The sequence below is a fragment of the Phenylobacterium sp. GW821-FHT12F10 genome (assembly GCF_058806695.1).
In genome coordinates, this window is record NZ_JBXAPY010000001.1 from 1,638,723 (window position 1) to 1,649,562 (window position 10,840).

Consider the following 10,840-nt stretch of genomic DNA (forward strand, 5'->3'; position numbering starts at 1 on the left):
GGATGTGAAGCATTCTCGCAACAACCTGTTGAGTTGCGAGCACAGTTCCGCCTAGGGTCGCCGCGTTATGGCGTCCCTGACCCACGACGGCGAGAATCCTCGAGCGCCGGCCGCGCGGCTGTGGCGGGCGATACAGTCACGCTATGTGCTTGGCGGGGGCTATGCGCTGGCCCTGCTGCTGACCGGCGTCGCCATCCTGCTGGCCGCCTCGCCCCCCGAGACCGGCCCCCTGGCGCCGGCCAGCAAGAACATCCTGGTGCTGCTGGGCTTCAACCTGGTGCTGATCCTCGGTCTGGCCGGGATCATGGGCGCGCGGCTGGTGGCCCTGCTGGACGCGCGCTCCATGGACGCCGGCGCCCGCCTGCACCTGAGGTTCGTCGCTCTGTTCGCCCTGGCCGCCGTGGCGCCGGCCGTGGTGGTGGCGCTGTTCTACGGCGTCCTGGTCAATCGCGGGGTGGAGAACTGGTTCTCCGAACGGGTGCAGACCGTGGTGGAGAACTCCGCGACGGTGGCGAGGTCGTATGTGGAGGACCAGAAGCGCTACATCGGCGACCACGTGACCCTGATGGCCGTGGACCTGAACCGCGCCGCCCCGGCCCTGCAGTCCAGCCCGATCACCTTCAGCCACTTCCTGGCCTACCAGGCCTCCTATCACGCCTTCCCGGCGGCCTATCTCATCGACCGCGAGGGCCGGGTCCTGGCCCGCGCCGAGGCCGGCGACGCCCCGGCCTATGTCACGCCGCCGGACTCCAGCTTCAAGGCCGCCGACGAGGGCGACATCTCGGTGCCGGCCTTCGATTCGGCCGACCTGATGCGGGCCGTCTACAAGCTGTCGGCCTATCCCGACGCCTATCTCTACGTGGCCCGGCCGGTGGAGAAGGGGATCATCAACCACCTGACCGACGCCGACGCCTCCCTGGTCTCCTATCGCGAGGCCGCCCAGAGCCGGCAGCGGATCCAGGCGGTGTTCGCCCTGTCCTACATGGAGACCGCCCTGCTGGTCCTGGTGGGAGCCGTCTGGCTGGGCATGGCCGCGGCCAACGCGATTTCCGGTCCCGTGGGCCGCCTGGTGCAGGCTGCCGGCCGGGTGGCCAGCGGCGACCTGACGGCACGGGTAGATGCCGAGAACGATCCTGATGAGATCGCGGTCTTGTCTCGCGCATTCAATAGCATGACGCATGATCTTCAGGCTCAGCAGGCCGCCCTGCAACGGGCCCGGGACGAGGCCGATCAGGATCGTCAGTTCATCGAGACCGTGCTGGCCGAAGTGTCCGCCGGCGTGATCGGCCTGGATGCCGAGGGCCGCATCTCCGCGGCCAACCGCCAAGCCAGCGAACTGTTGGGCCTGGGCGAGGCGCCGGTGCGCGGCCGCAAGCTGGCGGAGATCGCGCCGGAGTTCGTCACTATCGCCGACAACGCCCGCAAGGCCGGCGAGGCCGAGGAGGAGGTGGACGTCGAGCGCGACCGCGAGACCCGCCGCCTGCGAGTCCGCGCCAGCCGCAGCGAGAGCGGCCTGGTCCTGACCTTCGACGACATCACCCGCCTGGTCTCCGCCCAGCGGAACGCCGCCTGGCGCGACGTCGCCCGCCGCATCGCCCACGAGATCAAGAACCCGCTGACCCCCATCCAGCTGTCGGCCGAACGTCTGCAGCGCAAGTTCCGCAAGGGGGTCGCCGCCGAGGACCTGGAGATCTTCGACCGCTGCACCGACACCATCGTGCGCCAGGTGGGGGACATCGGCCGGATGGTGGACGAATTCTCGTCCTTCGCCCGCATGCCCGCGCCGAAGTTCGCCGAACAGGACCTGGTGGAGCTGTTGCGGGCCGGGGTCTTCGCCCAGCGGGTGGCCACCCCCGACATCGAGATTGACCTGGTCGAGCCCTTGCCGGCCACCACCCTGATGGCGGACGGCCGCATGCTGGCCCAGGCCCTGACCAATATCCTGAAGAACGCCTCGGAGGCTGTGGCCGCCCGGGTGGCCGACGAGCCCGAGCCCCAGGGCCGGATCGTCGCCGAACTGATCTCCGACGGTTCCGGCGTCTGCGTCGCCATCGAGGACAACGGCGTAGGCCTGCCCGAGAAGGACCGCGACCGCCTGACCGAGCCCTATGTCACGACCCGCGAGAAGGGCACGGGCCTTGGTCTGGCCATCGTCAAGCGGATCCTCGAGGACCACGGCGGCGAACTGATTCTGACCGACGCGAAGCGCGGACGTGGCGCGCGCGCGCTCCTGAAACTTCCGACGACGGCGCGGGTGAGCGCCGTCACCGACGATCACGGCTTAGAGGTGACCAATGGCGGCTGATGTTCTGGTAGTCGACGACGAGGCGGACATCCGCGAGCTGGTGGCCGGCATCCTGTCGGACGAAGGCTACGCCGTGCGCACGGCCAACGACTCGGAGTCGGCGCTGGCCGCCATCCGGGCCCGCAAGCCGGCCCTGCTGATCCTCGACATCTGGATGCAGGGCGGGGGCATGGACGGGCTGGAGCTGCTGGACATGCTCCGCACCCTGGACGCCGACATTCCGGTGATCATGATCTCCGGCCACGGCAATATCGAGACCGCCGTGAGCGCCATCAAGCGCGGCGCCTACGAGTTCCTGGAGAAGCCGTTTAAGTCGGACAAGCTCTTGCTGACCGTCGAGCGGGCCCTCGAGACCACCAGCCTGAAGCGCGAGAACCGCCGATTGCGGACCCAGGCCATCATGCCCGACGGCCTGGTGGGCAGGTCCATGGCCACCCAGCAACTTCGCAGCCTGATTCCGAAGCTGGCCGGCGCCAACAGCCGCGTCCTGATCGCCGGTCCCCCCGGGGCCGGCAAGGAAACCGTCGCGCGCATGATCCATGCCGCCAGCGCCCGGGCCAAGGCCGAGTTCGTGGTGATCAGCGCCGCCGGCATGACCCCCGAGCGCATGGACCTGGAGCTGTTCGGGGAAGAGGCGGAGAACGGCCGCCCCGCCAAGATCGGCGTCTTCGAGCGCGCCCACACCGGCACCCTCTATCTGGACGAGGTGGCCGACATGCCCTTCGAGACCCAGAGCCGTATCCTGCGGGTGCTGGTGGAGCAGCGGTTCCGCCGGGTCGGCGGCGACAATGACGTGCAGGTGGACGTCCGGGTGGTCTCGTCGACCTCGCGGGACCTGCGCGAGGAGATCGCCGCGGGACGGTTCCGCGAGGACCTGTTCCATCGCCTTAACGTGGTGCCCGTGACCGTCCCGGGCCTGGCCGAGCACCGGGAGGATATTCCGGAGCTGGTGGATTATTTCATCCAGCGCATCTGCGAGGCGACCGGCATGCCGCGCCGCAGGCTCGCCGACGACGCGCTCGCCACCCTGCAGGTCAAGGCCTGGCCCGGAAACCTGCGCCAGCTTCGCAACAACGTGGAGCGCATGCTGATCCTGGCCTCGGGCGATCCCAGCGAGCCGATCAGCGCCGACATGCTGCCGGGGGACTCGTCGCCCTCCGACCAGGGCTCGTCCCTGGGCGCCGACCGGATCATCGCCCTGCCGTTGCGCGAGGCCCGCGAGGTGTTCGAACGGGAGTACCTCAACGCCCAGATGCTGCGGTTCTCCGGCAACATCTCGCGCACCGCGGCCTTCATCGGCATGGAGCGCTCGGCCCTGCATCGTAAACTTAAGTCGCTGGGCCTGTCCGGCGCTCGCCCCGTGGAAGAAGAGGACGCCTGATGGGACTGCTACGCCAAGGCTTCGCAGGCCGCATCCCAAATCCTTTGAAGCTCACGAAGGGAGCGAAATAGGATGGGCCGCATCGCCTATGTGAACGGGCGCTTCTCACGCCATGCCGACGCCGTGGTCCACATCGAGGACCGGGGCTATCAGCTGGCCGACGCGGTCTATGAGGTCTGGTCGCTGTTCGACGGCAAGCTGGCCGATCCGGAGGGGCACTTTGCCCGCCTGGAGCGCAGCCTGGGCGAGTTGAAGATCGCGATGCCCATGAGCCGCCGGGCGCTGACCATGGTCCTGAAGGAGACGGTGCGCCAGAACCGGGTCCGCGAAGGCTTGGTCTATCTGCAGGTCGGCCGCGGCGTGGCGCCGCGCGACCATGCCTTCCCCCATCCCGACACCCCGCCCAGCATCGTGGTCACGGTGAAGGCGGTGGATCGGGCGGCCACCGAGGCCAAGGCGGCCAAGGGTGTCTCGGTGATCACCCTGCCGGAGAACCGCTGGGGGCGGTGCGACATAAAGACCGTGGGCCTGCTGCCCAACGCCATGGCCAAGCAGGCGGCCAAGGAGCGCGGCGCGGCTGAGGCCTGGTTCGTCGACGAGATGGGTCTGGTGACCGAGGGTGCGTCCTCCAACGCCTGGATCATCGACGCCGACGGGACCGTCCGCACCCGCGCCACCAATGCCAATATCCTGCGCGGCGTCACCCGCTACAGCCTGCTGGACATCCTTAGGGAGCAGGGGATGAAGGTCGACGAACGCCCCTTCACCCCCGACGAGGCCAAGGCGGCCAAGGAGGCCTTCATCACCGGCGCGGGGGCCTTGGTCCTGCCCGTGGTGGCCGTCGACGGGGCGCCCGTGGGCGATGGAACCGTCGGTCCAGTGGCGATGAAGCTCCGGAGCCTCTATATCGAGCGTGCGCGAGCAACTGCGATCTGAGGCCAACGGGGCGATTGCGCCGGTCACAGAGAGCGGTCTAGCGTCCAACTTGTGTGTGGCGACCGGTTTGCGGACGCCGATCCAAAACAAAGGGCGAAAAGCCATGTCGAACGAAAAGAAACAAAACCTGCAGGACACGTTCCTGAACAGCGTGCGCAAGTCGAAGACGCCGCTGACCATCTTCCTGGTGAACGGCGTCAAGCTGCAGGGTGTGGTGAGCTGGTTCGACAATTTCTGCGTGCTTCTCCGCCGCGATGGCCAGTCGCAACTGGTCTACAAGCACGCCATCTCGACCATCATGCCGGCCCAGCCCGTGCAGCTGTATGAGCCGGCGGAAGACGAGGTCGATTGAGTTCAAAATCCATAGATCGCGAGGCGCCTGCCCAGCAGGCCATCGTCATCCACCCCGCGCGTGATGAGCGGGGCACGTCCCGGACCGCCGAAGGGCGACTGGAGGAGGCCGTCGGCCTGGCCCAGGCCCTGGACCTGGAGATCCACGACGCCTTCGTCGCGCCGTTGCGCAAACGCGTGCCCGCGACCCTGTTCGGCAAGGGCAAGGTGGAGGAGATCGGCAAGCTTCTGGAGGACGCCGAGGCCGACGTCGCGGTGATCGACGACGCCCTGAGCCCAGTCCAGCAGCGGAACCTGGAGAAGACCTGGAAGGTCAAGGTCATCGACCGGACCGGCCTGATCCTGGAGATCTTCGCCCGCCGGGCGCGGACCCGCGAGGGCCGCCTGCAGGTGGAGCTCGCCCGCCTGTCCTACGAGAAGTCGCGTCTGGTCCGCACCTGGACCCACCTGGAACGTCAGCGCGGCGGGGCCGGGGTGATGGGCGGGCCTGGGGAAACCCAGATCGAGACCGACCGCCGGCTGATCGCCGACAAGATCGTCAAGCTGAAGAAGGACCTGCTGGAGGTCCGTCGCACCAGGGACCTGCAGCGGGGCGCCCGTCAGCGGCATCCGTACCCGGCCGTGGCCCTCGTGGGCTACACCAACGCCGGCAAGTCGACCCTGTTCAACCGACTGACCAAGGCTGAGGTGGTGGCCGAGGATATGCTGTTCGCCACCCTCGATCCCACCATCCGGATGCTGGACCTGCCCGACGGGCGACCCGCCATCCTGTCGGACACCGTCGGCTTCATCTCCGAGTTGCCCCACGAACTGGTGGAAGCCTTCCGCGCCACCCTGGAGGAGGTGAAGGAGGCTGACGTCATCCTGCACGTGCGCGACATCTCCAGCGAGGAGACCGACGCCCAGGCCCAGGACGTCCGCACCGTGCTCTCACGCCTTGGCGTGGACATGGAGGAGCGCCGCCTGATCGAGGTCTGGAACAAGATCGATCTGGTGGAGCCCGAGGCCCGCGAGCGGCTGATCGGCGACGCCCGCCGGGCCCATCCCCCGGCGGTTCCGGTCTCCGCCGTCACCGGCGAGGGCTGCGACGAGCTGCTGGCCATGGTCGCCGAGATGGTGGACGAGGCGCCGGCGGTGGAGATCGTGGCCCCGCCCAGCCAGGGGGCGGCGGTCGCCTGGCTCTATCGCCACGGCCGGGTTCTGGAACGGACGACCGAGGACGACGGTGGCACGCGCCTTGCTGTCAAACTCAGCGCCCAAGCCCTGGGACAGTTCGAACAACTCTTCCCGCAGGCCCACCTGCGGGCCTGAACCCCGGAGCCGGCCCTTGGACTACATCCCGATTCAGCCTGGCCGGCGGCGGGCGCCGCGAGAGCTGATCCTGATGAGCGGGCTCGAAGCCCTGCTGGCCCTCGTCGCCGGCTGGGTGGCGCTCGCCCGCACGCCCAGCTTGGAGATGGCCGATCACCGCGAGGCCATCGTGGCGGCGGCCGGAAACTCCCTGCCGCTGGCCCTGCTGGTCTTCCCGGCCCTGGCCTGGATCGCCTTCCATCGGCGCGCCGACGGCGCAGTCTGGCCCCTGCTGTGGAGCCCCGCCCTCTGGGCGCTGTTGATGATCGCCGGGGCCTAGAGCCTTTCGGCCGCCTTCGCCGCGTCCCATAGGGCGTCCATCTCGGCCAGGTCCGACTGGTCAGGGGTCTTGCCCCGCGCCTTCAGCGCCGCCTCGATGAAGCGAAAACGGCGGGCGAACTTGGCGTTGGTGGCGCGGACGGCGTCCTCGGGGTCGATCTCCAGGGTGCGGGCGATATTGGCCACGACGAAGAGCACATCCCCCAGCTCGTCGCGCGCCTTGGCCAGGTCGCCCGCGGCGATTTCGGCCCTGAGCTCCGCGACCTCCTCGTCCAGCTTCTCCAGCACATGATCCACCGTGGGCCAGACGAAGCCCACGCCGGCCGCACGGCGCGACAGCTTCACCGCCCGGGTCAGGCCGGGCAGCCCGACGGGGACGTCGTCCAGCAGGCTCTCGTCGCGGCCCTTGCCGGCGCGCTCCTGGGCCTTGATCACCTCCCAGGCGCGGGTCTGCTCGGCGCTGCTGCGCTGGGCCTCCTGGCCGAAGACGTGGGGATGGCGGCGGATCATCTTCTCGGAGATTGCGGTGGCCACGTCGTCGAAGGAAAAGGCGTCCTGTTCCTGCGCCATGCGGGCGTGGAAGACCACCTGCAGCAGCAGGTCCCCCAGCTCGTCCCGCAGGTCGGTCAGGTCGTTGCGTTCGATGGCGTCGGCCACCTCATAGGCCTCCTCCACCGTATAGGGGGCGATGGTGGCGAAGGTCTGCTCCAGGTCCCACTCGCAGCCGCCATCCGGGTCCCGCAGGCGGGCCATGATGCCCAGCAGGCGGTCGATCGGGCGCAGGTCGGTATCGCGCATGGAGATCCTCGGCTAGGTCGCGGTCCGACAGCGGAGGTCCCTGTGGCGCGGCGGTGATCTGACCGTGCGGCGATGGCCGAGGCAAGGTCGTTTTGGGCGGGCGGGCAGGCATCGCGCCGCACCACCAGGACGTGTAAGGGCGCCGTTAACCAAGTCCGCCCCAGGCTCGCCGCACGACCTCTAGAGTCGGCGGAATGGGGGAGGGCGTCATGCGCCTCCGAATATCCAGGGCCATTGGCCTGATTGGCGCGCTGGTGTTCGCCGCCATGCTCGCCAGCGTCGGGGCGAGCTTCTACGCCATCCAGCAGCTTCGGGTCGGCGGGCCGCTCTATGAGCGCATCATCCTGGGCAAGGACCTGGTGGCCGACATCCTGCCGCCGCCGGAATATGTGATCGAGGCCTATCTGGAGGCGCGCCTGGCCATCGACAATCCCGCGGGCGTGGCCCAGTCGAAGGCGCGCCTGAAGCAACTGCACAAGGACTATGACGACCGCCACGCCTACTGGCTGGCCGCGCGCCTGCCCGTGAACCTCAAGCGCGAGATGGTGGAGACCTCCCACGCCCAGGTGCAGAGGTTCTGGCGGCAGGTGGAGGACGACTACATTCCAGCCCTGGAGCGGGGCGACAAGGCCGGCGCTCAGGCGTCCCTCGACGAGATCGCCGCTTCCTACGCCGCCCACCGGCTGGTGGTCGACCGCATGGTGGTCGCCAGCAATGCGATGAACGCGGCCGTCGAGGGGCAGGCCGCGCGTCAGCGGACCGTGCTACTGACCTTGGCCTCCAGCCTGGCCCTGTTCGCCGCCGCGGCCCTGGCGGCCGGGCTCTGGGCGATTCGAGCCGGACTGGTGGGCCCGCTGGTGCGCATGACGCGGGTGATGAGCCGGCTGGCCGCCGGCGAGCATGAGCAGGAGACCCCCTTCAAGGCCCGGGGCGACGAGGTGGGCGAGATGGCCCGGGCTGTGGAGGTGTTCCGCGCCGCGGCCATGGAGCGGGAGGCGCTGGAGGCCCGTGAGGTCCAGGAACGCGCGCGGGCCGATCAGGCGCGCGACCAGAACGCCGCCGAACGCGAGGCCGCCAGCCTCTCCCGCGAGGGGGTGATGGTGGCCCTGGCGGGCGGTCTGGAACGGCTCGCCGTCGGCGATCTCGACTGCCGCCTGCCGGAGGAATTCCCCAGCGAATACGAGGCGCTGCGGGGGAATTTCAACACCGCCATTCTCGAACTCGCCCGGACCCTGGGGGTCATCGCCGGCGCCACGACCCAGGTGCGCACCAGCGCGGCCAGCATCTCCCAGGCGGCCGACGATCTCTCGCAGCGCACCGATCAGCAGGCGTCCTCCCTGGAGGAGACCGCCGCGGCCCTGGAGCAGATCACCGCCACCGTCCGCCAGACGGCCGAGGGCGCTGAACAGACTCGCCAGGTGGTGGCCGAGGCCAACGAGGTGGCCGAGCGTTCCGGGGCCATCGTCGGTGAGGCGGTCGGAGCCATGGAGCGCATCGAGCGATCCTCCCGGGAGATCGCCCAGATCGTGGGGGTGATCGACGAGATCGCCTTCCAGACCAACCTCCTGGCCCTGAACGCGGGGGTCGAGGCGGCCCGCGCCGGGGACTCCGGCAAGGGATTCGCCGTGGTGGCCCAGGAGGTGAGGGGCCTGGCCCAGCGCTCGGCCGAGGCGGCAAAGGAGATCAAGGGCCTGATCGCCATCTCGACCGGCGAGGTGGAGACCGGCGTGGGTCTGGTCAACAGCGCCGGCGAGGCCCTGTCGGCGATCACCGGTAAGGTGGCTCAGATCAACGACCTGGCCCTGGAGATGGCGGCCTCGATCCGCGAGCAGGCCACGGGCCTGGCCCAGGTCAATCTGGCGGTGACCGAGATGGATCGCACGACCCACCACAACGCGACCATGGTGGAGGAGACCACCCGCGCCAGTCACGCGCTGGCCGACCAGGCCGAGGCGTTGAACGGGATGGTGGCGCGCTTCGGCGCCGGTCACTCGCCGGCGAGCGCGGTTCAGCGGGCGGCGTAGGTCTCGCCGCGGCCATAGCGGTAGGCGAAACGGTCGAAGGCGTAGTTGGCGTCGGCCCAGGTCGGCTTGCGCCAGGCTTCGCGGATGTCGCTCTCATACCATTGGAAGTGGATGGGCGTGACCTCACCCTCCACGGAGATGGCTTGGCCATCCACGGTGGCGCCGCCGATTCCGAAGCTCTCATAGGAGAGTCCGGGCTTCTTGCCGAGCTGGCGCAGGGTGGGCCGGTTCGGCTTCACGTCGGTGAGCACCAGCTCCATGCGGCCGCCGGCCAGCACGCCGGTGCGTTCCAGCTCGCGCTGGACATCGCGGCGCAGTTCCGCGGCCAGGCGCTGAACGTCCTTCTCGCCGAGATCCTCGACGGCTTTCTTGTGAAGCTCAGGCCCGATCTGGACGTCGACGCTGGCCACGGTGGCGAATGGGGCGGCGGCGGCCGATCCCGCGGTCAGGACGGTGATGGCGGTGGCGATGAGCAGGCGCATGGCGGGCTCCGGGTCAGGCGCATATCCGGGGCGGGTCAGGCCGCCCCCCCGCCATGAAGGCCCGCAAGCGTGGCCTTACTGTGGCGGAGCCGTGCTCAGGCGGCGGTGGCCGCCGCGGCGACCTTCGGCTTGGCCTTGGCGCGGGTCTTCTTGACCTTCACGGGCGGAGCCACCGGCTCGGGCTCGGGCTGAGGATCGAGATCCAGCACGCTGACCGGGATGTTGCCCACGATGACGCGCACGCCCACGAAGCGCATCTGGCCATCGACGAAGGAAACCTCGTCCAGGCCGACATCGGGGCTGCGCTTGATGAGGGACTCGTCTCGGAAGGTCAGGCGCAGGGCCATGGTTTCGCGCGAAACGCCGTCGGCCTCGCCCTTCGCGACAGCGTCACGAAGATCGTCGATGGTAGGTCCGCGGGTGTTCACCGGTGAGACCTTGTAGGACTTGATCATAGTTCGCCTTTCTTCCCCGATGGGCCCCACAAGGCGCGGGACGCGGTTCGGGCAGGTCGGCGGGGTGGGCGAGTCGCCGGCAGGGCTCCTGCGCGGAGCGAGCTGCAACATAGCACGAACCCGGCCCGCCGGGGGGTCTTTGTCGTAGAACCGACAGACAAAAGAAAACGGGCCGGCGCGAGGCCAGCCCGTCTGACGTTCAGAGCTCCGCTCAGGCGGACGCTCGGTCGGTCTTAAGCCGCAGTGAGTTGCCCGGCGGACATCTTGCCGCTGCGCTGGTCACGCTCGAGCTCGTAGCTCAGCTTTTGACCCTCATGGATCGAGCCGAGGGTCGAACGTTCAACGGCCGAAATGTGGACGAACACGTCGCCGCCGCCATTTTCAGGCTCGATGAAGCCGAAGCCCTTTTGGGCGTTGAACCACTTAACAGTTCCGGTAGCCATAGTCGTTTAGTCCTAGCAATAGTGTATTCGGCTGGC

The 10,840-nt window shown here is 68.8% G+C and carries 11 protein-coding genes; 7 read left to right on the forward strand and 4 right to left on the reverse strand.

All coding sequences use genetic code 11. The features are described from left to right. Nucleotides 1–67 precede the first annotated feature (67 nt). From AC1RN5_RS08225 to AC1RN5_RS08250, 6 genes are all read left to right on the forward strand, one after another. Nucleotides 68–2,305, forward strand: a complete 2,238-nt coding sequence (locus AC1RN5_RS08225; protein WP_493040719.1) for a sensor histidine kinase NtrY-like — start codon at nt 68–70, stop codon at nt 2,303–2,305. Beyond that, a complete protein-coding gene (gene ntrX, locus AC1RN5_RS08230) occupies nt 2,295–3,686 on the forward strand; it encodes a nitrogen assimilation response regulator NtrX (protein ID WP_421931454.1) in 1,392 nt (463 codons plus the stop codon). Before AC1RN5_RS08225 ends, ntrX begins: the two co-directional genes overlap by 11 nt. Before the next feature lie 72 nt (nt 3,687–3,758). Next, nucleotides 3,759–4,622 (forward strand): D-amino-acid transaminase, encoded by an 864-nt coding sequence (locus tag AC1RN5_RS08235; protein ID WP_493040720.1) that lies wholly within the window; start codon nt 3,759–3,761, stop codon nt 4,620–4,622. Between the two features lie 103 nt (nt 4,623–4,725). Continuing rightward, the gene (gene hfq / locus AC1RN5_RS08240; protein ID WP_421931452.1) at nt 4,726–4,974 is read left to right on the forward strand and encodes an RNA chaperone Hfq; all 249 of its coding nucleotides are present in this window, start codon (nt 4,726–4,728) and stop codon (nt 4,972–4,974) included. Next, complete coding sequence (gene hflX / locus AC1RN5_RS08245; RefSeq protein WP_493040721.1) at nt 4,971–6,284, forward strand: GTPase HflX; 1,314 nt, start codon at nt 4,971–4,973, stop codon at nt 6,282–6,284. The genes hfq and hflX overlap by 4 nt, the downstream gene beginning before the upstream one ends. Before the next feature lie 73 nt (nt 6,285–6,357). Then, on the forward strand, nt 6,358–6,603 hold the full coding sequence (locus AC1RN5_RS08250) for a hypothetical protein (protein ID WP_493040722.1): 246 nt from the start codon (nt 6,358–6,360) through the stop codon (nt 6,601–6,603). Here the strand turns inward: AC1RN5_RS08250 and mazG are convergent. After that, nucleotides 6,600–7,400 carry a nucleoside triphosphate pyrophosphohydrolase gene (gene mazG / locus AC1RN5_RS08255; RefSeq protein WP_493040723.1) on the reverse strand — a complete coding sequence of 267 codons (801 nt, stop codon included), beginning with the start codon at nt 7,398–7,400 and terminating at the stop codon, nt 6,600–6,602. The genes AC1RN5_RS08250 and mazG overlap by 4 nt on opposite strands. A 209-nt stretch (nt 7,401–7,609) precedes the next feature. Between mazG and AC1RN5_RS08260 the strand changes: the two genes are divergently transcribed. Beyond that, nucleotides 7,610–9,424, forward strand: a complete 1,815-nt coding sequence (locus tag AC1RN5_RS08260; RefSeq protein ID WP_493040724.1) for a methyl-accepting chemotaxis protein — start codon at nt 7,610–7,612, stop codon at nt 9,422–9,424. On the opposite strand, the gene AC1RN5_RS08265 is transcribed toward AC1RN5_RS08260, so the two are convergent. The 3 genes from AC1RN5_RS08265 to AC1RN5_RS08275 form a co-directional block, all read right to left on the reverse strand. Beyond that, nucleotides 9,409–9,906, reverse strand: coding sequence for a hypothetical protein (locus AC1RN5_RS08265; protein ID WP_493040725.1), 498 nt, complete (start codon nt 9,904–9,906; stop codon nt 9,409–9,411). The two genes, AC1RN5_RS08260 and AC1RN5_RS08265, sit on opposite strands and share 16 nt — an antisense overlap. 95 nt (nt 9,907–10,001) lie before the next feature. Next, nucleotides 10,002–10,361 (reverse strand): hypothetical protein, encoded by a 360-nt coding sequence (locus AC1RN5_RS08270; protein WP_421931446.1) that lies wholly within the window; start codon nt 10,359–10,361, stop codon nt 10,002–10,004. A gap of 233 nt (nt 10,362–10,594) precedes the next feature. Next, the gene (locus tag AC1RN5_RS08275; protein ID WP_304696930.1) at nt 10,595–10,804 is read right to left on the reverse strand and encodes a cold-shock protein; all 210 of its coding nucleotides are present in this window, start codon (nt 10,802–10,804) and stop codon (nt 10,595–10,597) included. Nucleotides 10,805–10,840: the final 36 nt, after the last annotated feature.

Coding starts and splice junctions, on each gene's coding strand:
- AC1RN5_RS08225 (WP_493040719.1), top strand. CDS start 68: ATGGCGTCCCTGACCCACGACGGCGAGAATCCTCGAGCGCCGGCCGCG.
- ntrX (WP_421931454.1), top strand. CDS start 2,295: ATGGCGGCTGATGTTCTGGTAGTCGACGACGAGGCGGACATCCGCGAG.
- AC1RN5_RS08235 (WP_493040720.1), top strand. CDS start 3,759: ATGGGCCGCATCGCCTATGTGAACGGGCGCTTCTCACGCCATGCCGAC.
- hfq (WP_421931452.1), top strand. CDS start 4,726: ATGTCGAACGAAAAGAAACAAAACCTGCAGGACACGTTCCTGAACAGC.
- AC1RN5_RS08250 (WP_493040722.1), top strand. CDS start 6,358: ATGAGCGGGCTCGAAGCCCTGCTGGCCCTCGTCGCCGGCTGGGTGGCG.
- mazG (WP_493040723.1), bottom strand. CDS start 7,400: ATGCGCGATACCGACCTGCGCCCGATCGACCGCCTGCTGGGCATCATG.
- AC1RN5_RS08260 (WP_493040724.1), top strand. CDS start 7,610: ATGCGCCTCCGAATATCCAGGGCCATTGGCCTGATTGGCGCGCTGGTG.
- AC1RN5_RS08265 (WP_493040725.1), bottom strand. CDS start 9,906: ATGCGCCTGCTCATCGCCACCGCCATCACCGTCCTGACCGCGGGATCG.
- AC1RN5_RS08270 (WP_421931446.1), bottom strand. CDS start 10,361: ATGATCAAGTCCTACAAGGTCTCACCGGTGAACACCCGCGGACCTACC.
- AC1RN5_RS08275 (WP_304696930.1), bottom strand. CDS start 10,804: ATGGCTACCGGAACTGTTAAGTGGTTCAACGCCCAAAAGGGCTTCGGC.